General features: G+C 66.4%; 16 protein-coding genes and 2 pseudogenes. 7 read left to right on the top strand and 11 right to left on the bottom strand.

The window, feature by feature from the left end; all coding sequences use genetic code 11:
- Nucleotides 1-7: 7 nt before the first annotated feature.
- A complete protein-coding gene (aspS, locus tag B1A87_RS06175; protein ID WP_078027894.1) occupies nucleotides 8-1,816 on the bottom strand; it encodes an aspartate--tRNA ligase in 1,809 nt (602 codons plus the stop codon).
- A gap of 97 nt (nucleotides 1,817-1,913) precedes the next feature.
- Here aspS and B1A87_RS06170 point away from each other — a divergent pair, with 97 nt between their 5' ends.
- The gene (locus B1A87_RS06170) at nucleotides 1,914-3,158 is read left to right on the top strand and encodes an APC family permease (RefSeq protein ID WP_078027895.1); all 1,245 of its coding nucleotides are present in this window, start codon (nucleotides 1,914-1,916) and stop codon (nucleotides 3,156-3,158) included.
- A gap of 60 nt (nucleotides 3,159-3,218) precedes the next feature.
- Here the strand turns inward: B1A87_RS06170 and hisS are convergent, their stop codons facing one another.
- A complete protein-coding gene (hisS, locus tag B1A87_RS06165; protein WP_078027896.1) occupies nucleotides 3,219-4,571 on the bottom strand; it encodes a histidine--tRNA ligase in 1,353 nt (450 codons plus the stop codon).
- Nucleotides 4,572-4,828: 257 nt separating this feature from the next.
- On the opposite strand from hisS, the gene B1A87_RS06160 reads away from it, so the two are divergent.
- The 4 genes and pseudogenes from B1A87_RS06160 (at nucleotide 4,829) to B1A87_RS06145 (ending at nucleotide 8,242) form a co-directional block, all read left to right on the top strand.
- Entirely contained in the window at nucleotides 4,829-5,644 is an 816-nt protein-coding gene (locus B1A87_RS06160; RefSeq protein ID WP_078027897.1) for a peptidylprolyl isomerase, read from the top strand.
- Nucleotides 5,645-5,714: 70 nt separating this feature from the next.
- On the top strand, nucleotides 5,715-5,867 hold the full coding sequence (locus tag B1A87_RS24885) for a hypothetical protein (RefSeq protein WP_185982252.1): 153 nt from the start codon (nucleotides 5,715-5,717) through the stop codon (nucleotides 5,865-5,867).
- Nucleotides 5,868-5,930: 63 nt separating this feature from the next.
- Nucleotides 5,931-7,449 (top strand): annotated as a pseudogene (locus B1A87_RS06150) (DUF349 domain-containing protein); the annotation flags it as partial.
- Between the two features lie 88 nt (nucleotides 7,450-7,537).
- Entirely contained in the window at nucleotides 7,538-8,242 is a 705-nt protein-coding gene (locus B1A87_RS06145; RefSeq protein WP_139362763.1) for a type IV toxin-antitoxin system AbiEi family antitoxin, read from the top strand.
- On the opposite strand, the gene B1A87_RS06140 is transcribed toward B1A87_RS06145, so the two are convergent.
- From B1A87_RS06140 to pdxT, 9 genes and pseudogenes are all read right to left on the bottom strand, one after another.
- The gene (locus B1A87_RS06140) at nucleotides 8,123-10,516 is read right to left on the bottom strand and encodes a bifunctional (p)ppGpp synthetase/guanosine-3',5'-bis(diphosphate) 3'-pyrophosphohydrolase (RefSeq protein ID WP_078027899.1); all 2,394 of its coding nucleotides are present in this window, start codon (nucleotides 10,514-10,516) and stop codon (nucleotides 8,123-8,125) included. The two genes, B1A87_RS06145 and B1A87_RS06140, sit on opposite strands and share 120 nt — an antisense overlap.
- 221 nt (nucleotides 10,517-10,737) lie before the next feature.
- A complete protein-coding gene (gene secF / locus B1A87_RS06135) occupies nucleotides 10,738-11,697 on the bottom strand; it encodes a protein translocase subunit SecF (RefSeq protein ID WP_144275732.1) in 960 nt (319 codons plus the stop codon).
- The gene (secD, locus tag B1A87_RS06130) at nucleotides 11,697-13,454 is read right to left on the bottom strand and encodes a protein translocase subunit SecD (protein ID WP_078027901.1); all 1,758 of its coding nucleotides are present in this window, start codon (nucleotides 13,452-13,454) and stop codon (nucleotides 11,697-11,699) included. Before secD ends, secF begins: the two co-directional genes overlap by 1 nt.
- 103 nt (nucleotides 13,455-13,557) lie before the next feature.
- Nucleotides 13,558-13,959, bottom strand: coding sequence for a preprotein translocase subunit YajC (gene yajC, locus B1A87_RS06125; RefSeq protein WP_078027918.1), 402 nt, complete (start codon nucleotides 13,957-13,959; stop codon nucleotides 13,558-13,560).
- A 229-nt stretch (nucleotides 13,960-14,188) separates the two neighbouring features.
- Entirely contained in the window at nucleotides 14,189-15,289 is a 1,101-nt protein-coding gene (gene ruvB / locus B1A87_RS06120) for a Holliday junction branch migration DNA helicase RuvB (protein WP_078027902.1), read from the bottom strand.
- Complete coding sequence (gene ruvA, locus B1A87_RS06115) at nucleotides 15,282-15,926, bottom strand: Holliday junction branch migration protein RuvA (protein WP_078027903.1); 645 nt, start codon at nucleotides 15,924-15,926, stop codon at nucleotides 15,282-15,284. Before ruvA ends, ruvB begins: the two co-directional genes overlap by 8 nt.
- Nucleotides 15,927-16,006: 80 nt before the next feature.
- A pseudogene (gene ruvC, locus B1A87_RS06110) lies at nucleotides 16,007-16,593 on the bottom strand (crossover junction endodeoxyribonuclease RuvC).
- Nucleotides 16,594-16,627: 34 nt separating this feature from the next.
- Entirely contained in the window at nucleotides 16,628-17,383 is a 756-nt protein-coding gene (locus B1A87_RS06105) for a YebC/PmpR family DNA-binding transcriptional regulator (RefSeq protein ID WP_078027905.1), read from the bottom strand.
- Between the two features lie 3 nt (nucleotides 17,384-17,386).
- Nucleotides 17,387-18,133 (bottom strand): pyridoxal 5'-phosphate synthase glutaminase subunit PdxT, encoded by a 747-nt coding sequence (gene pdxT / locus B1A87_RS06100; RefSeq protein ID WP_260680704.1) that lies wholly within the window; start codon nucleotides 18,131-18,133, stop codon nucleotides 17,387-17,389.
- Between the two features lie 91 nt (nucleotides 18,134-18,224).
- Between pdxT and B1A87_RS06095 the strand changes: the two genes are divergently transcribed.
- Together B1A87_RS06095 and B1A87_RS06090 are read left to right on the top strand one after the other, a co-directional pair.
- Nucleotides 18,225-19,517, top strand: coding sequence for a Mur ligase family protein (locus B1A87_RS06095; RefSeq protein ID WP_078027906.1), 1,293 nt, complete (start codon nucleotides 18,225-18,227; stop codon nucleotides 19,515-19,517).
- Nucleotides 19,514-20,254, top strand: coding sequence for a type 1 glutamine amidotransferase (locus B1A87_RS06090; RefSeq protein ID WP_078027907.1), 741 nt, complete (start codon nucleotides 19,514-19,516; stop codon nucleotides 20,252-20,254). The genes B1A87_RS06095 and B1A87_RS06090 overlap by 4 nt, the downstream gene beginning before the upstream one ends.
- Nucleotides 20,255-20,274 lie beyond the last annotated feature (20 nt).

The following is a 20,274-nucleotide window of genomic DNA, read 5'->3' as shown; positions in this document are numbered from 1 at the left end:
GCGCCGGCTACTTCTCTTCGGGCGACTGCTCGTCGGCCTTCTTGGCCTCAGGCTTCTTGGCCTCGGGCTTGAAGTCCACGCCGGCTTCCTTGCGCTGCTGTGCCGTAATGGGGGCAGGGGCGTCCGTGAGGGGGTCATGGCCGCCGCCGGACTTCGGGAAGGCGATGACGTCGCGGATCGAATCGACTCCGGCGAGCAGGGCTACGACACGGTCCCAGCCGAAGGCGATGCCGCCGTGGGGCGGGGCCCCGTACTTGAAGCCCTCCAGCAGGAAGCCGAATTTGGTCTGCGCGTCCGCCCTGTCGAGACCCATGAGCTCAAATACGCGCTCCTGGACGTCCCGCTCGTGGATACGGATGGATCCGCCGCCGATCTCGTTGCCGTTGCAGACGATGTCGTAGGCGTAGGACAGCGCCGATTCGGGATCCTTGTCGAACGAGTCCATGAACTCCGGCTTAGGCGAGGTGAACGCGTGGTGGACTGCGGTCCACTGGCCGGTACCCACAGCCACGTCACCGGACGCCACGGCCGTAGCAGCGGGTTCGAACATGGGTGCGTCCACTACCCAGCAGAAGGCCCACGCCTTGGGATCGATCAGGCCGGTGCGGTGGCCGATCTCAACGCGGGCGGCGCCGAGCAGTGCACGGGAAGGCGTCTTGTCGCCGGCGGCGAAGAAGATGCAGTCGCCGGGCTTGGCGCCAACGGCGTCGGCGAGGCCTGCACGTTCGGTTTCCGTGAGATTCTTGGCCACGGGGCCGGCGAGCTCGCCGTCTTCCTTGTACAGGACGTAGGCCAGGCCCTTGGCACCACGCTGCTTGGCCCATTCCTGCCAGGCATCCAGGGCGCGGCGTGCCTGGGAGGCACCGCCGGGCATGACCACGGCACCCACGTAGGGCGCCTTGAAGACGCCGAAGTTGGTGTCCTTGAAGAATTCCGTCAGCTCAGTGAGTTCCTGGCCGAACCGCAGGTCGGGCTTGTCGGAGCCGTACCGCGCCATGGCGTCCGCGTAGGTGATGCGCTGGATGGGCGTGGGGATCTCGACGTCAATCAGCTTCCACAGCGCCTTCACGATGTTTTCGCCGAGCGAGATGATGTCGTCCTGGTCGACGAAGCTGGCCTCAATGTCCAGCTGGGTGAACTCCGGCTGGCGGTCGGCGCGGAAGTCCTCGTCGCGGTAGCAGCGGGCAATCTGGTAGTACTTCTCGAAACCGCCCACCTGCAGCAGCTGCTTGAAAAGCTGCGGCGACTGCGGCAGGGCGTACCAGGAACCCGGGGCGAGGCGGGCCGGCACCACGAAGTCGCGGGCGCCTTCCGGCGTCGAACGCGTCAGCGTGGGGGTCTCGATCTCGACGAAGCCGTCCTGGTGGAGCAGTTTGCGTGCCACGCGGTTGGCTTCGGAGCGGAGGCGGAGGTTGCGGCTGGGGCCGGGGCGGCGCAGGTCAAGGTAGCGGTGCTTGAGCCGGGCTTCCTCGCCGACCTCGACGTGCTCGTCGATCTGGAACGGAAGCGCGTCCGCGGTGTTGAGGATGACCACCTTGTCCGCCATGACCTCGATCTCGCCGGTGGCCAGCGCCGGGTTTTCGTTACCCTCGGGGCGCTTGGACACCGTGCCGGTCACCTGCAGCACATACTCATTGCGCAGCCCGTGGAAGACCTCTTCTTCGCGGACCACGATCTGGGCGACGCCTGAGGCGTCACGCAGATCGACGAATGCGACACCACCGTGATCACGACGGCGGCCAACCCAGCCAGCCAGGGTTACGGTTTGTCCAATGTGCTCGGAACGGAGGGATCCGAGGTCATGTGTGCGCAGCACAACATTCCTTTCAGAAGGAAAACAAAATGAAGTTCAATAGGATCGTTGCGGAACGATCCCGTCCGAGTTTACCCGCTGGAAAGGTTCACGACCCGCCATGACCAGGCACCAGAGGCTCCAGCGAAGGCTTGGTGTGTTCGACGCAACTTCGATCGGACTCGGATCGATGCTCGGCGCCGGCGTCTTTGTGGTTTTCGGTCCGGCTGCCGGCCTCGCCGGAAATCTGCTCCTCGCATCCATCGTGATTGCCGGGGCAGTGGCGTATTGCAACGCCGTGGCGTCCGCCCAGCTCGCGGCCACATACCCGGAGAGCGGCGGCACGTACCTGTACGGCCGCCGGCAGCTGGGCGAATGGCCGGGCTTCCTCGCGGGATGGGGTTTCGTGACCGGCAAGACGGCCTCGTGCGCCGCCATGGCCCTGACCTTCGGGCAGTACGTGGCGCCGGAGTACGCCACCCCGGTGGCTGTCGCAGCCGTGGTGGTGCTGACCGGCGTGAACCTGCTGGGCATCACCCGGACGGCGTTCCTGACCCGCATCCTGCTGGGCATCGTGCTGGCCACCCTGGTGTTTGTGTCCGCGGCCAGCATCCTGGGTCCGAACCCCGCCGGCAGCGGGACGGGAGACTCCGTGGGCAGCGTGTGGGGCATCCTGCCGGCGGCTGGCCTGGTGTTCTTCGCTTTCGCCGGCTATGCACGGATCGCCACCCTGGGCGAGGAAGTGAAGGACCCCGCCAGGGTGATCCCGCGCGCCATCCTCGGTGCACTGGCCGGCGCCTTCGCCATCTACGTGCTGCTGGCGGCGCTGCTGCTGGCCCATCTGCCCGTCCAGTCGCTTGCCGCCTCATCGGCACCGTTGCTCGACGCCGTGGTGCAGTCCCGCCTGGCCGGCTGGGCGCCGGTCGTGCAGGCCGGTGCCGCCGCCGCGTCCCTGGGCGCACTGCTGGCGCTCATCACCGGCGTGGGGCGCACCGCGATGGCCATGGCCCGCGAACGAGACCTGCCCCGCCCGCTCGCGCGGGTGGGCGGACGCCATCCGGTGCCCTTCGTGGCGGAACTCGCCGTGGCCGCCGTCGTGATCCTGCTGTTGCTGGCCAGCGACGTCGTGACCGTGGTGGGGTTCTCCAGCTTCGGTGTGCTGCTCTACTACGCCGTGACCAACGCTGCGGCCTACACGCTTAAGGACCGCCCGCGGCATGCGCCAAAGTGGCTCAATGCGGCGGGACTCGCCGGCTGCCTCCTCCTGGCCTTCACCCTGCCGCCGGCGTCGGTGCTGACCATGGCGGCTGTGCTTGCTGCCGGGATTGGCGGACGGGCGCTGGCGCTCCGGCTGCGCCGGCACTGAGCCTCCGCACCGCGGAGTAGATCAGTCCGGGCGGTCACCGGCAGCGGTCAGCCCCGCCGATTACTCCGGTGAAACGCCCGTGACCTGGACGTGGAGGTCCTCGTCCGACGGCGTCCATGTCGCCGGATCGGCGTCGGTCTGGACCCCGGAACGGATGTCCTTGACCTGGTGCTTGCCGTCGTCGTCGGTGAACCAGACGAAGGGGATCCCCCGGCGGTCGGCGAACTTGATCTGCTTTCCGAACTTCTCGGCCTTGGCGGCCACTTCCGTGGGGATGCCGCGGCTGCGCAGCTGGGTGGCCACGTCCTGCGCCTCTCCCCACGTGTCGTCCGCGTTCAGCGCGACGAGCACGGCGGTGGGCACCGAGCGGGACGCCTTCGCAAGGTCCTGGCTGAGGATGCGGGAGACGAGGCGGGTCACGCCGATGGACAGCCCGACGCCGGGGAACTTGCGGCTGCCCTTGCTCGCCAGCGCGTCATACCGGCCGCCGGAGCAGATCGAGCCCAGCTGCTCGTGGCCGACCAGCACCGTTTCGACCACTGTTCCGGTGTAGTAGTCCAGCCCGCGGGCAATGCTCAGGTCCGCAACCACCTTCCCCGGAGCGCGCTTCACCGCGGCCTCAATGACCTGCTCGAGTTCGTCCAGGCCTTCTTCGAGGAGATCGTTGCTCACACCAAGGGAACGGACCTGGGCCACGAAGGACGTGTCCTCGGTCCGGATGCCGGCAAGCTTCAGCGCTGCCTGTGCCTGCTCGTCAGTGGCGCCCAGCTCGGTCCTGAGCAGCTCGGCCACCTTGTCGGGACCGATCTTCTCCAGCTTGTCGATGCTGCGGAGCACGCCGGCGGTGTCGTCCAGGCCGATGCCGCGGTAGAACCCCTCTGCGAGCTTCCGGTTATTGATGCGGAGCCGGAAATCCGGGATGGGCAGCGCGCCCAGGGCCTCGGCGATGACCAGGGCGATTTCGACGTCGTAGCGGAAGGGAAGGTCGCCGTCGCCCACCACATCGATGTCCGCCTGCGTGAACTCGCGGGCGCGACCTTCCTGCGGACGTTCCCCGCGCCAGACCTTCTGGATCTGGTAGCGGCGGAACGGGAAGGCCAGGTATCCGGCGTTCTCAACGACGTACCGCGCAAACGGGACCGTCAGGTCAAAGTGCAGGGCGAGTGCGTGGGGGTCGTGCTTGCCCTTGCCCTCTTCGCCTTCGTCGTCCTGAAGCCGGCTGAGGCCGTAGACCTCTTTGTCGATCTCGCCCTTGCGCAGCAACTGGCCGACCGTTTCCACGGCGCGGGTTTCAATCGAGGAGAAGCCGTGCAGTTCAAAGGTACGGCGCAGGGTGTCCAGGACATGCTGCTCCACCAGCCGCTCCTCGGGAAGCCACTCGGGGAATCCGGACAGGGAGGCTGTGCGTGCCATGGTGGAGTTTCTCCTCAGGTAACCGAAGGCCGGGGTCCGCTGCGCAGTATTCCGCGTCGCCATTTAAATCAAAAAGCGGCGGCAAGGGCGGGAGTCCAGCCTGTCATGCATAAACTATGTGCGGCAGTCAGTTTATGCTTTCGGCGCCTGCATCTCTAATGCGGGGGCCGCGACGTGACCGGCCGCCACACTGCAGCTGCAGCCGGGGATGCCTTCAGGGCGGATCAGGCGGGCAGCCCGATCAACGAGGAGGACCTGTGGCGGCCAGCCCACGCGAGACGCGTGAAGCCAAGAGGCGCATCCAGCAAATGGAAGCCAAACGCGAGCTTCGCCGGGACCAGGAAAAGCGCCGCAAGCGGGACAACCTGCTTGCCGGTGGCGCCGGAGCGGCGGCGGTGATCCTCGCCGTCGTGCTTCAACTGACGGTTTTCTCCGGAAACCCGACAGAGGAAGAGTTCGCCGCGGCTGAGGCAGGGCTGGCGTCGCCGTCGGCCTCTGCATCGGCCCCTGCCACCAACGCCCCTGCCACCAACGCCCCCAACATCCCCAAGCCGGAATCGGCCGCGGGCAAGGTCTTCACCGGCGAACTGAAACTCAACCGCGGAGCCGTGGGCGTGCAGCTGGATGGCACCAAGGCGCCGCAGGCCGCCGCCGTCTTCAAGTCCCTTGCCGACTCCGGCTACTACCAGGGCGTCAGCTGCCACCGGCTCACCACTGCGGATAACTTCGGCGTGCTGCAGTGCGGCTCCAAGACCGGAGACGGCCAGAGCGACCCCGGCTACACCTGGGGGCCGCTCGAAAACACGCCGGCGGACAACAAGTATCCGGCCGGCACCATTGCGGTGGCCCGCACCGGCGGAAACGCCTACGGCAACGGCACGCAGTTCTTCGTCGTATACAAGGACACCGTCATCCCCGCTGACGCCGCGGGCGGCTACACAGTGGTGGGCAAGGTGACCTCCGGCCTGGATGTGGTGACAAAGATTGCGGCTGCAGGTCTTAAGTCGGGCGGAAACGCCACCGACGGCGCTCCTGCGGAACCAGTCACGATAGACTCGTTCTCTCTGAAGTAAGAACCCCGTGTTCCAAGCGGCCACGGGTGCATTACGAGAGTATTTTCCTCCAAGCGAAAGACTTTTAGCGGTGACAGACAGTCAGAAATCCGACGAAACAGCTGCCGACCTGAACGAGGTTCCAGCCCCTCCGGCCGAACCGACGGACGCAGCAGCAGACGACACGCAGGCAGAAGCAGTGCAGGCTGAAGCCTGTCTCTTATACACATCTAGATGTGTATAAGAGACACAGCCGGAGGCTGAGCCGGCTGAGGTAGCCCCCGCCGAGGCCGGCGCCGCGGAACCTGCGCAGGCTGCAGCTGAGCAGGCCGCACCGGTTGAAAAGGAGGCCGCGCCGGAAGCTGACACCGTTGAAGCGCCCGCTGAAGCTGCCGCCGCTGAGGCTGCACCGGTTGAGGGAGAGGCCGCCGCCGAAGCGCCTGCCCCTGCTGCCCCGCGGCCGGCGCCCCGGCCGGCACCTGTCTCTTATACACATCTAGATGTGTATAAGAGACAGCCCCAAGGCTGGCCCTGCGGCTGCCGCGGCGCCTGTCCCGGCTGCACCCGCGACGTCACTGGCTGAAGCGGCCCGCTGGGGCCGGGTCGAGGGTGACGGCCACGTCTTCCTGACCATCGACGGCGAGGAGCACCCCGTCGGGCAGTATCCGGACGTGAGCAACGACGAAGCGCTGGCGTACTTCGCCCGGAAGTATGACGACATCGTCGCCCAGATTGTCCTGCTGGAACAGCGCGTTGCGTCCAAGGCGCCCACGACTGACATGCAGAAGACCGTGACTCACCTCCGCGAGCAGCTTGCTGAGCGCAACATGGTGGGAGACATCCGTTCCGCGGAAAGCCGGCTGGACGCACTGTCCACGGAGATCACTGCGCTCGAAAAGGCAGAAAAGGCGCAGCACGACGCCGTTCGGGCGGCCGAACTCGCCGCCCGGGAGGCCATCGTCACGGAGGCCGAAGCCATTTCCGGAACGGATCCGGCGCAGATCCAGTGGAAAACCTCCAGCGCCAGGATGAACGAACTGTTCGAGAGCTGGAAGACCGCGCAGAAGAGCGGCGTCCGGCTGGGCCGCAGCAATGAAGATGCACTGTGGAAGCGGTTCCGGGCCGCCCGGACCGTCTTCGACCGGCACCGCCGAGCCTACTTCTCCCAGCTGGACAGCAACAACTCCGCCGCGAAGGCCGCCAAGGAAAAGCTCATCGCCGAGGCCGAGGCACTGTCCTCCTCCACGGACTGGGGCTTTGCGGCCGGCGAATACCGCCGGCTGATGGACGACTGGAAGGCGTCTCCGCGCGCCAGCCGCAAGGATGATGACGCGCTGTGGGCGCGTTTCCGCGCGGCCCAGGATGTCTTCTTCTCCTCCCGCCAGGCTGCGAACGACGAGATCGACCAGGAGTACGCTGCCAACCTGAAGGTCAAGGAGGCCCTCCTCGAGGAGGCCAACACAATCCTGCCGATCAAGGACCTGGGCGCAGCCAAGAAGGCCCTGCAGTCCGTCCGCGACCGCTGGGAGGAAGCCGGCAAGGTGCCCCGTGCGGATATGGGGCGCATCGAAGCCGGCCTGCGCAAGATTGAAGATGCGGTCCGGCAGGCCGAGGACGAGATCTGGCAGCGCTCGAACCCCGAGACGAAGGCCCGCACCAACAGCGCCCTGAGCCAGCTTGAATCGGCCATCGCCGGGCTCAAGGATGATCTGGCCAAGGCCGAGAAGGCCGGCGACCAGCGCAAGATCAAGGCAGCCCGGGAAGCCCTGGACGCCCGCCAGGCATGGCTGGACCAGATCCAGCGTTCGGCGAGCGAGCTCTCCTAGCCAGGACACCTGCAGGCCCCGTACCGGTTATCCACATAGCCGGGGCGGGGCCTGTACTCGTTTCGAGCCGTTCCGGCAGGATGGCTGAATGGCCTCAATTTCCGGGCGCGCCCCCGACTCCCCCGCGCACCTTCTGGACCTCTACGCCCCGGGCCCGTTGTTTTCCTGGCCGGAACTGCAGTCCATGGCGGCCGACGGCGTGCTGGCCCAGCTCTACCAGCACGGCTACACCGTTCCCGGAATGGCGGCGTCCCCGCAGCTGAGGGCCCGCGCTGCCGCGTTTGCCGTGCCGCCGGCGATCCGGCAGCGGGTCGTGGCCGGGCGCATGACGGCCGCCTGGATCTACGGCTGCGCGCGCGAGCCGGACCGCCTCGCGCTGCTCGTGGACACCAAACGCCGGATCTCCAGCCTCCGGTCCACCAGGGGGTGCACGCTCCACGAGGTCCGGCTCGGCCCGTTCGACGTCGTGAGCCTTGGCGGGTTGATGGTCTCCAGCCCCCTGCGGACTGCCTTGGACATTGCCCTGCACGTGGAGGCCGAACGCGCCGTACCGGCCCTGCGGCAGCTGCTGGACAGACCCGAACTCGATGTCCGGCTACGGCTCCTGACCTTGGCCGTGGAAGCGACGCCCCGGCTGCCCCACAAGAACGCGGCGCTCGAGAAACTCGCCCTGCTAGCTCCGCCGGCGGTTGCCCGTGGTCCGGTAGACGTCGAACACACCGTCGATTCTCCGGACGGCACTGAGCACGTGGCTCAGGTACTTGGGGTCGCCCATCTCGAAGGCAAACTTTGAGATGGCAACTCGGTCGGTCGACGTATGAACGCTTGCGGCGAGGATGTTGACGTGGTTCTCGGAGAGGACCCGGGTGACATCGGACAGCAGGGATTTCCGATCCAGCGCCTCCACCTGGATCTCCACGAGGAACACGCTCGACTGCGTCGGCGCCCAGTCGACGTCGACGATCCTGTCCGGCTGGTCCTTCAGGCCGGAAACATTGGTGCAGTCGGTCCGGTGCACGGAGACGCCCGAGCCTCGCGTAACGAAGCCGAGGATGGGGTCCGGCGGTACGGGTGTGCAGCAACGAGCCAGCTTGACCCAGACGTCGCCCACGCCGCGGACCACCACTCCGGAGTCCGAGAAGCGGGCCTTGCTGACCTGGGTGGGAATGCTGACTTCGGTGAGGTCGTCGTCGGGGGTTTCGTTTCCGCCCAGGCTCTCGATGAGCTTTTCCATGACGGACTGGGCAGACGTGTGCCCGTCTCCGACACCGGCGTAGAGACCGGAGATGTCAACGTACTTGAAGTCCTCGGCAACGGCGGCGAGGGCGTCATGGGTCATCAGGCGCTGCAGCGGGAGGTTCTGCTTCCGCATGGCGCGGGTCAGCAGCTCCTTGCCGCGGTCGATCGCCTCTTCGCGCCGTTCCTTGCTGAACCACTGGCGGATCTTGTTCCGCGCACGGGCGCTCTTGACGAAGTGCTGCCAGTCCTGGCTCGGGCCCGCCCCTTCGGCTTTGGAGGTGAAGATCTCCACCCAGTCGCCGTGGTTGAGCTCGCTGTTGAGCGGGACCAGCTTTCCGTTGACCCTGGCCCCGATGGTGCGGTGGCCCACCTCGGTGTGCACCGCATACGCAAAGTCCACCGGCGTGGAGCCTGCCGGAAGCGCCATGACCTCGCCCTTGGGCGTGAACACGAAGACTTCCCGGGCGTTGATTTCAAACCGGAGCGAATCGAGGAATTCACCGGGATCGGACGTTTCCTGCTGCCAGTCCACCAGGGAGCGGAGCCAGCCCATGTCGCCGTCGCGCGGGCTGCCGGGGCCGGTGGCGGTGCGGTTCGGCTGGTCCTTGTACTTCCAGTGGGCTGCCACGCCGTACTCCGCGCGCCGGTGCATCTCATGCGTGCGGATCTGGATCTCCACCGGCTTGCCGCCCGGCCCGATCACCGTGGTGTGCAGGGACTGGTACATGTTGAACTTCGGCATGGCGATGTAGTCCTTGAACCGCCCCGGCAGGGGGTTCCACCGCGAATGCAGCGTGCCCAGGGCCGCATAACAGTCACGGACAGAGTCCACCAGGACGCGCACGCCCATGAGGTCGTTGATGTCGTCGAAGTCCTTGTCCCGGACGATCATCTTCTGGTAGATCGAGTAGTAGTGCTTGGGCCGGCCGGTGATCGTCGCCTTGATGCGCGCCGTGCGCAGGTCATCGGCAATCTGGTTCCGGATGACGCTGAGGCTCTTTTCGCGTTCCGGTGTCCGGTCGCCCACCATCCGCACGATTTCCTCGTACACCTTGGGGTAGAGCGCGGCGAAGGAAAGGTCCTCCAGCTCCCATTTGATGGTGTTCATGCCGAGCCGGTGGGCCAGCGGCGCGAAGATCTCGAGGGTTTCCCGGGCCTTGCGGGCCGACGACTCCGCGGAAACGAAGCGCCACGTCCTGGCGTTGTGCAGCCGGTCCGCCAGCTTGATCATAAGGACCCGGATGTCCTTGGCCATGGCCACGACCATCTTGCGGACCGTCTCGGACTGGGCGGCTTCGCCGAAGCTGACCTTGTCCAGCTTGGTCACGCCGTCCACGAGCATGGCAACTTCCGGACCGAAGTCCGCCTTCAGGTCCGCCAGGGTGTAGGGGGTGTCCTCGACGGTATCGTGGAGCAGCGCCGCCGCCAGCGTGGTCCCGCTAAGCCCCAGCTCCGCAAGGATGGTCGCCACAGCCACGGGGTGGGTGATGTAGGGGTCGCCGCTCTTGCGCTTTTGGCCCCGGTGGCTCTGTTCCGCGACCACGAAGGCACGCTGGATCAGGTCGAAGTCCTCTTTGGGGTTGTTCGCCCGTACAGTCCGCAGCAATGGCTCAAGGATGGGCGAATAGGTGGCGGTGCTCCGGCCTGTCAGCCTCGCCAGCCGCGACCGCGTGCGCTCACGCCTGCCCGGGAAGGTGGGCCGGACACCCGAGTTGTCCACGGGAACGCCCGGCGCGGGGCGTCCGTCAGCAACCAGACCAGTCTGCGGACCCTGGCCCGGACTGTTGTCCCCGGCTGCTGCTGGAGCCGACGTCGAACCCTCTTCCAATGAAGCACCCCTCATCAACCCGTTTAATTATCCCAGTCTATTCCCGCCGCGGGCCTGTTCGATAACCGGCTCCGTCCGATGGCCGGCGCCCCGACGCAAAAAGGCCGGATGCCGTCATGATGACGGCATCCGGCCTTTGGCGGTGCCTGCTAGGCCTGTGCGGGCTGCGCGGCGGCCGCGTCCTTGGCGGCGCTGTCCGCGCGGCTGTCTCTTATACACATCTAGATGTGTATAAGAGACAGGACCAGGCCCGGTTCGTTCTGCCGCAGCCAGGCGTACATGGGCGCAGCGACGAAGATCGTTGCCGCGGTGCCGATGAGGATTCCCACGAAGAGGGCCAACGAGAGGTCGCGCAGGGTGCCTGCACCGAGCAGGCCGGCCCCGATGAACAGGATCGCTCCCACGGGCAGGATGGCCACCATCATGGTGTTGATGGACCGGACCAGGGTCTGGTTGACGGCCAGGTTGACCTCTTCGCCGAACGTGCGGCGGGTGGACGAGTCGAGATCCGCCGTGTTCTCACGGATCTTGTCGAACACCACCACGGTGTCGTACAGCGAATAGCTCAGCACGGTCAGGAATCCGATGATCGCCGAGGGCGTGACCTCGAAATCACTCAGCGCGTAAACGCCGGCCGTGATGAACATCGTCACCAGCATGCCCGCAATCGCGGACAGCGACATCTTCCAGGTCCGGAAGTACAGCGCCATCAGGACCGTCGCCAGGGCCACGAAGACCACCAGCCCGATGAGGGCCTGCTTGGTGACGTCCGCACCCCAGGTCGGCCCCACGAAGGTGGAGGTCACCTCGTTGTCGGTGACGCCGTAGGCCGTGGTCAGTCGTTCCTTGATCTTGATGGTCTCGTCGTCCGTGAGCTTGTCCGTCTGGATCCGCATGGTGGTGCCGGCGACGTTCGCCACACGCGGAACGCTTCCGGCCACGACGTCGTGCACAGCCTTCTCGCCCAGTGTCGCGTCCGTGGTCTTGACGTTGGAGACGGTGAACTCGGAGCCGCCGCGGAATTCAATGCCGAGGTTGAACCCGCCCTTGGCCACCGGAATCAGGATGGACAGGGCCACGGCGACGGCGGCAATGAGGAACCAGAGCTTCTTCTTGCCGACGAAGTCGTAGGAACGCCTGCCCGTGTAGAGCTCGTTACCGAATTTCGCAAAACTGGACATTACTTGCCCTCCTTGGCCGGGCCCTTGGAGGAACCCGCGAGCTGCTCCTGCTGCTCCGCGCGGCGGCGTTCAGCGATGGTCATCCTGCGCTCCGCTTCAGCAGCGGCACCCTTGTTCTTTGTGCGCACCAGGGACGGCTTGTCCTCCGGTGTGCGGAGCCTGCCGGCGCCGCGGTAGAGCGGCACCGCGCCGAGGCTCGCGGGGTCGAGGCCCGAGAACTTGTGGCCTTCACCGAAGAACCGGGTGCGGGCCAGCAGCCGCAGCATGGGGTGCGTGAACGTGAACACGACCATGAGGTCGGCAAGCGCGGTCAGGCCCAGCGTGAAGGCAAAGCCCCGCACGTTGCCCACGGCCACGAAATAGAGCACCAGGGCGGCAAGCAGGTTGACGGCCTTGGAAGCCAGGACCGTTCGCTTGGCCCGCTTCCAGCCGTTCTCGACGGCCGAGACGAGGCCGCGGCCTTCCCGGAGTTCGTCGCGGATGCGTTCGAAGTACACGATGAACGAGTCCGCTGTCTGGCCGATGGAAACGATGATGCCGGCCACGCCGGCCAGGGACAGGCGGTAGTTCTCCGTCCAGCCCAGGATGGCGATGGCCAGGTAGGTCAGGGCACCGGCAACCACGAGGGATGCGATGGTGACGAAGCCGAGGGCACGGTACTGGAACAGGGAATACACCACCACCAGCAGGAGTCCGATCAGGCCTGCAAGCAGGCCCATGCGGAGCTGCTCGCCGCCGAGGGTCGCCGAGATCTGCTGCTCGCTCTGGATGTCGAAGCTGATCGGCAGCGCACCAAAACGCAGCTGATCGGACAGGGCCTTGGCCGACTGCTCGGTAAATCCGCCGGTGATCTGCGGGCGGCCGTCGGTGATGACCGCCTGGGACCGGGGCGCTGAGATGACCTTGTCGTCCAGGACGATGGCGAACTGCGACTTCGGGTCCGTGCCGGTTTCGCCCCCGGCAGCGACGTAGAACTGGTTCAGGCGCTCGGTGACGGTCTTGAACTTGGCCGTACCTTCACCGTTGAACTGGATGTTGACGGCCCACTCGTTGGTGACGGCGCCGTGGGCGCCCTGCTGGAGCTGGAACGTCGACCCCTGGATGTCCACGCCTTTGACCTCCACGGGACCAAGGATGTACTTGATGGCCGGGGTCTGGGCGGTAGCGCGCTCACAGGTCACCAGCGGCTTGGCCGGATCCGAGCGCTGCTGCTTGTCCTGCGCCGGCTTGTCGCAGTCGAGTGCCTCGAACTGCTTCTGGATGTCCGCCGTGATCCAGTTGGAGTCGCTGGCGTTCGCGGGCTTCGCCGTCGGCTTGGGCAGTTTCGCCGCCGGCGTGCGGGATTCCGCGGGAACAGCCGCGCCGGGTCCGGTGACCAATACCGGGCGGAAGTTCATGTCGGCGGACGCCTGGATCAGGGCCCGGGTCTCCGAAGAGGGCGTTCCGGGGAGGCTAACCACCACGTTACGGCCCGACTGGGTGCTGATTTCGGCTTCCGCGACGCCGGAACCGTCCACGCGTTGGCGGATGATCGCCACGGCCTGGTTGAGCTGTTCCTCGTTGATGTCGGACCCACCCTCGACCTTGGGTGCCAAGATCATCTGGGTTCCGCCCTCAAGGTCCAGCGCGAGCTTCGGAGCCCAGCTTGCCTTTCCGGCCATGGTGCCGCCCGCAAGGACGGCCGTCAGGACAGCCAGAATTACGCCAAGCCAGACCAGCACCCTGAGGGATGGTTTATTGCGGCCAGTTCGTGCCATTGTCGATCTTTCTATTAATTACGGAGAAGCCGCCGGTGCGGGTATGAACCGCACCGGCGGCAGCCCGCAGCCGTAGATGGTGTGCCCAGCGGGACGCGGCGGACTAGATGTCCTTCTTGCCCTCATCATTGAGGCGCTTCAGGGTTTCGTCCGGCGTCTCGCTAACGGCGGAAGCAGTTCCAAGCTCGGAGGTTCCGTGCTCCTCGGCCGTCAGCGACGACGCGTCATCGGGCACAGCGTGCGCCTCGTCGGCGGCGGGCTCCACGATCTTGGTGACGGCTTGGCGGTGGACCGTGGCCAGGTTGCCGGGTGAGAGTTCCAGAACAACCTTGTTGTCTTCGTCATCGATCGACACAATGCGCCCGTACAGGCCAAAGCTGGTCATGACCTCAACCCCCGGCGCAAACTGCGACTGGAGCGAAGCCTGCTGCTGCTGAGTCTTCTTGTTCCGGCGGAACATCATGAAGATGAAGATGCCGAGCATGACGAACAGCAGGATGGTCATGATGTCGATGCCGCCGCCGGCCTGCGGCTGGGCCTGGGCAGTGATATGTCCGAACACAGGGAAGTTCCATTCTGTACTTGCGTAGCTGGTTGACAGCAACATCCGCTTTGCACCGCGTCGGGCCACACGCGTGACTGACAACAGACGGCTGGCTGGCGCCAGCCACGGAAACAAAGCCCGGAGGTGCCGAGCGTCTTTCCAGTCTAGAGGGAAACCGCGTGCAACGGTGCTAGTGGGTGTTCGGAATCCATTGCGATTCGGTCTCTGCGCCCGTCTCTCCGGTGAGTTCGTCAACAGCGAACACGTCCAGCGGTTCCTGCCCGAACACGCCGGGAGGAACCGAGAAGCCCAGGTGGGTCCATGCCGGCGCCATGGCGATGCGGCCCCGGGGCGTCCGCCCGAGCAGGCCTTCCCGGACCAGGTACGGCTCAGCCACCGTCTCCACGGTCTCCGGTTCCTCCCCGACGGCGATGGCCAGCGTCGACAGTCCCACGGGTCCGCCGCCGAACTTGGTGATCAGCGCTTCCAGCACGGCGCGGTCCAGGCGGTCCAGGCCGCGCTTGTCCACCTCGTACATGTCCAGGGCGGCCGACGCTGCCCGGGCGTCGATCTGTTCGATGCCGTGCACCAGGGCCCAGTCCCTGACCCGCCTCAGCAGCCTGTTGGCGATACGCGGCGTACCGCGGGACCTGCCGGCGATTTCGCTGAATCCGGCCGAGTTCACCTTCAGGTCAAGGAGCCCGGCCGATCTGCGCAGCACGAGCTCGAGCTCCTCCACCGAATAGAACTCAAGGTGCCCGGTGAAACCGAAGCGGTCGCGCAGCGGTCCCGGCAGCAGCCCGGCCCGGGTGGTGGCGCCGACCAGCGTGAAGGGCGGCAGCTCAAGCGGGATGGCCGTTGCCCCCGCGCCCTTGCCCACCACAATGTCCACCCGGAAGTCTTCCATCGCCATGTAGAGCATTTCCTCGGCGGGGCGGGACATCCGGTGGATTTCGTCGAGGAAGAGAACCTCGCCTTCGGAGAGCGAGGAGAGAATGGCGGCGAGATCCCCGGCGTGCTGGATGGCGGGGCCGCTGCTGATGCGCAGCGGCGCGTTCATTTCCGCGGCGACGATCATGGCGAGGGTGGTCTTACCGAGACCGGGCGGGCCGGAAAAGAGCACGTGGTCCGCGCTGCGGCCCCGCATCCGGGATGCCTGCAGCACGAGGGAGAGCTGCTTGCGGACCCGGTGCTGTCCCACGAAGTCGTGGAGGTTCTTCGGCCGAAGGGCGGCCTCGATGGCCCGCTCCTCCGGCTCTTCTCCCCCGGCTACGAGGGACGGTTCAGCCACGGCTGCCTACCCGGTTGCCGGCGCGGGCACCGTCCTGGCCGAGCCAGCGCAGCGTGGTGCGCAGGATCTCGGCGACATTTCCCTGGTCCGCAAGGTCGGGTGAATCGGCCAGTGCTTTGTCGATGCTGCCCGTGGCGTCCTTCTCGGACCAGCCGAGGCTGGTCATGGCGGCCACCACCTGCGGTTTCCAGACCGATTCCGCCGAGGCGGCAGGGGCGGCAGCTGCCGGAGTGCCGTGCGGAACGAGTTTTCCGGCCAGCTCCAGGACGATGCGGCCGGCTACCTTCGGGCCGATGCCGGGGACCTTGGTGAATGTCTTGCTGTCACCGGTGTGCGCCGCGACGCGGATCGCTTCGGGATCGTGGACGGCCAGGACGGCCAGCGCAAGCCGCGGGCCGACGCCGCTGACGCTGAGCAGGACATCGAAGACCTCCCGTTCGTCGTCGGAGGCGAAGCCGAACAGCGTCAGCGAGTCCTCGCGGACGATCAGGGACGTGAACAGCTTGCCTTCGTCGCCGGTGCGCAGCTTGCTGAGGGTCTGCGGTGTGGCGTTAACGCTCATTCCGGCGCCGTTGAGATCGATCACGGCCGTGGACAGGCCAACGTGCGCTACGGTTCCGCGGAGAAAACTTATCAAGGCCGGGCTCCTGAACTACCGCCGGCAAAGACCGACTATCCGAACATATCTACGAATACCCTAGCAAGGGCCGCGGAAAATCAGCGCGCACGGCGCGCCTTTGCCTCCGCGTCGGCCCTGTCTCTTATACACATCAGATGTGTATAAGAGACAGCGATCCCGGTCCGGTGGTGGCCACGGCCGCTCCGCTGCCCGCCCGCCAGGCGTGGGTGATGGCAAGGGCCAGGGCGTCGGCGGCGTCCGCCGGACGCGGCGGTGCGTCGAGGCGGAGGATCTTGGTCACGAGTTTGGTGACGGCGTCCTTGTTTGAGTTGCCGCTGCCGGTGACGGCCGCCTTGACTTCCGACGGCGTGTGGAGCGCCACCGGGATGCCGCGCCGGGCGGCTGCCGCGATGACGACGCCGGAAGCCTGCGCCACACCCATGACCGTGCTGACGTTCAGCTGGGAGAAAACACGTTCCACCGCGAGCACGTGCGGCTCGTAGCGGTCGAGCCAGTCGTCAATGGCGAGGGCTATGACGAGCAGGCGCTGGTCCAGCGACTCCTCGGGGGACGTGCCCACCACGCCGACGGCCACCATGGTGGCGCGGCGGTTCTTCTCGACGTCCACCACGCCGATGCCGCAACGGGTGAGGCCCGGGTCGACTCCCAACACGCGCAGGGTCAAGGCCGGGCCTCAGAGTCACTACAGGACTGCAGGATCACTCGGCTTCCAGTGCGGCCTGCACTTCGTCGCTGAGGTCGGCGTTGCTGTAGACGTTCTGGACATCGTCGAGGTCTTCCAGCGCGTCCACGAGCTTCATGAACTTCTTGGCGGCATCCAGGTCAAGCGGCACCTCCATGGAGGGCACGAACTCGGCCTCGTCGGTGTCGTATTCGATCCCGGCTTCCTTGAGGGCATCGCGGACAGCCTGCAGATCCTTCGGGTCCGAGTGGATTTCAAAGGTGTCGCCGTTGTCCTTGACTTCCTCGGCGCCGGCGTCGAGCACCGCCATCAGGACGTCGTCCTCGCCGAGCCCGTTCTTGGGCAGCGTCACCACACCCTTGCGGGAGAAGAGGTAGCTGACGGAACCGGGATCGGCGATGGTGCCGCCGTTGCGGGAAATGGCCAGCCGGACCTCGGAAGCTGCCCGGTTCTTGTTGTCGGTGAGGCACTCGATCAGGAGCGCCGAACCCTGCGGGCCGCGGCATTCGTACATGATTTCCGTGTAGTCCACGACTTCGCCGGTGAGGCCCGCGCCGCGCTTGATGGCACGGTCGATGTTGTCCGCGGGGACTGAGGTCTTCTTCGCCTTGGTGACAGCGAGTTCCAGGCTGGGGTTGCCGGCCAGGTCCGGGCCGCCCATCCGGGCAGCAACTTCAATGTTCTTGATCAGCTTGGCGAACGACTTGGCCCGGCGGCTATCAAGGATGGCCTTCTTGTGCTTGGTCGTTGCCCATTTGGAGTGGCCTGACATGCTTTACGCTTCTCCTCTGATCATTCGGATAAAAAGTTCATGCACGCGCTTCTCCCCCGTCACTTCCGGATGGAACGAGGTGGCCAGCAGGTGGCCGGAACGCACTGCAACAATTCTAGCCGTCCCCTGCAGATGGGCTGCGTGGGACGCGTGCGCGGGGTCCGCCGGTTCAACCTGGGCGAGCACCTCGACGCCGGGGCCGACGCGCTCCACCCAGGGCCCGCGGATGAACACCGCGTGGACCGGGGCGACGCCCGCGGCTGTGGCGCTGAAATCCAGGCCCTTGAAGTCGAGATCGGTTTCGAACGACTCACGCTGGCGGCCGAACGCGTTGCGGCGCACGGTGATGTCCAGCCCGCCGAAGGTCTGCTGCGGGTTTCCGGCGAGATCCGTGGCGGGGTCGGCGATGTCGTGGGCGAGCAGGATCATCCCGGCGCAGGAGCCGTACACGGGCAGACCATCGGCAATGCGCTGCCGCAACGGATCCGCCAGTTCAAAGGCACGCGCGAGCTTGTCGATGGTGGTCGATTCACCGCCGGGAATGATGATCCCGTCCAGGTTGTCGAGTTCGGCCGGGCGCCGGATCCCGACGCCGGTCGCACCGGCCGCTTCAACGGCCCGGAGGTGCTCGCGGAAGTCGCCCTGAAGCGCGAGCACACCGATGCGCAGGCCTGTGCCGGCGCCGGAGGGCGCACCTGAACGGGTACCTGAACGCGGGCGCGGAAGCGCGGTGGAAAGGGGATTGGTCATCCAAACAGCATAGTGTCCCGGACGCTGTCCGGCGTCCCCGCCGGTGCCCGACCGCCCGATGGCATGCCGCTACTGGGATATATTACAGAGCATGTTTTCCTTCAGCGTTCCGCTCGGCAAGCTCGTCCGCCGGGTCTCCCGGCTCAGGGGCGGAGGCTCCGCCCTGCCAGGGCTTGTGGTCGAAAAAATCGACCCCGGCTTCATGCAGCGGGCACTGTCCACGCTCCCCCACGGTGTAGCCGTGGTGAGCGGCACCAACGGCAAGACCACCACCACCAAGATGGTGGTGGAACTGCTGGAAAGCCAGGGCCTGAAGGTGTTCACCAACCGCACCGGAAGCAATTTCACCAGGGGCGTGGCCGCTGCCCTCCTCGGCGACGTGGACTGGCGCGGACGGCTCGACGCCGACATCGCTGTGCTGGAACTGGACGAGGCCCACGCCGTGCACTTCGTCAACCGGGTTCCGCCGCGCTACAGCCTGCTGCTCAACGTTCTCCGTGACCAGCTGGACCGCTTCGGCGAGATCGACAAGACGGCCCAGCTGCTCCAGCACATCGCCTCCAAGACCACCGGCACCGTGGTCCTGAACCGTGAGGATCCCCGGGTGGCCCGGATCGCCGGCACGCTGGACGGGCCGGATGTCCGCTACTTCGGCCTGGACGACTCGCTGCTGAGCACGTTTCCCAACGACGACGAACTGCGCGCCGGTCCCGGCAGCCCCGCGCCGGCGCCGGTACGGCAAAAGCCGCCGGCCGACGTCGTCCTGCGGCGGGTGGGGCCGGACAACGCCGATTTTGAGTACGACGGCGGCACGGTCACCACGGCGATGAAGCTCCGCGGCGTCTACAACATTTTCAATGCAGCGGCGGCGCTGACGCTGGCGCGCAGCATCTGCGGCAGCGGCGCGGCGGCCGCGGACCACGCCGCACTTTTGACGGCGCTGTCCCAGGTGGCGCCGGCCTTCGGCCGCGGCGAAAGCCTCGTCGTCGACGGCCTCCCCCTGGACCTTGTGCTGGTCAAGAACCCGAGCGGGTTCCGGCTGGGGCTCAAGTCGTTCGCGGCCGGCGGCTACGCCACCATGATCGCCATCAATGACAACTACGCGGACGGTCGCGACATGTCGTGGTTGTGGGACGTCGACTTCGAATCCCTGCGGGTTGACGGCGTGGACCAGCTGACCGGCTCCCGCGCCTACGACATGGCGCTGCGGCTGCAGTACGACGAGGTGGCCATCGGCGCCGTGAACACTGACATTGCGCCGGCCCTGGCCGCGTTCATTGCCGGGGCGAAGGACAAACCGAAGCGCGTCTTCTGCACCTACACCGCCATGCTCGCCATCCGACGTGAGCTCTCCAAAATCACCACAGTGGAGGTGGTCTCATGACCCCCGGAACATCAGGCAGCAAGGGAACCATCAGGGTCCTGCAGCTTTATCCGCGGGACATGAACATCTACGGCGACTGGGGCAACGCCCTTGTGCTGCAGCAGCGGCTGAAATGGCACGGTTACGTCCCGGAGCTGCTGGAGTACAACGTGGGGGACGAATTCCCGGACGAAGTGGACCTCATCGTCGGCGGCGGCGGGCAGGACAGCGGGCAGCTGGTCATCCAGGATGACCTGCAGGCACGCGCGGAAACCCTCCGCGGCCTTGCGGAGGACGGCACCCCCATGCTGCTGATCTGCGGGCTCTACCAGCTGTTCGGGCGATTCTTCAAAACACGCTCCGGGTCGGTCATTCCCGGCATCGGCGTCCTTGACGTGGAAACGCACGGGACGGATGAACGGCTGATCGGCAATGTCAAAGTCACCACGGCCGAGTTCGGGGACGTGCTGGGCTATGAGAACCACAGCGGGCAGACCACCCTGGGCCCCGGCGTGGCCCCGCTTGGCACCGTGGCCAAGGGCACGGGCAACAACAGCAGCGACGGCCAGGAGGGCGCCCGGTACCGCAACATCGTGGCCAGCTACCTGCACGGCTCCCTCCTGCCGAAGAACCCGGCGATCGCAGACTTCCTGATCCGGACCGCCGTCGAACGCAAGTACGGGAGCTTTACGCCGGGCGAGCCGGATGACCGCTACGCGGTCCTGGCCCGGGAACACGCGGCCCGCCGGCCCCGCTAGGAGCGGCGGCGCCGGAAACC

Source organism: Arthrobacter sp. KBS0703, assembly GCF_002008315.2.
In the GTDB taxonomy this organism is placed as follows: domain Bacteria; phylum Actinomycetota; class Actinomycetes; order Actinomycetales; family Micrococcaceae; genus Arthrobacter.
This window is presented reverse-complemented; position numbering and strand designations above follow the sequence as displayed.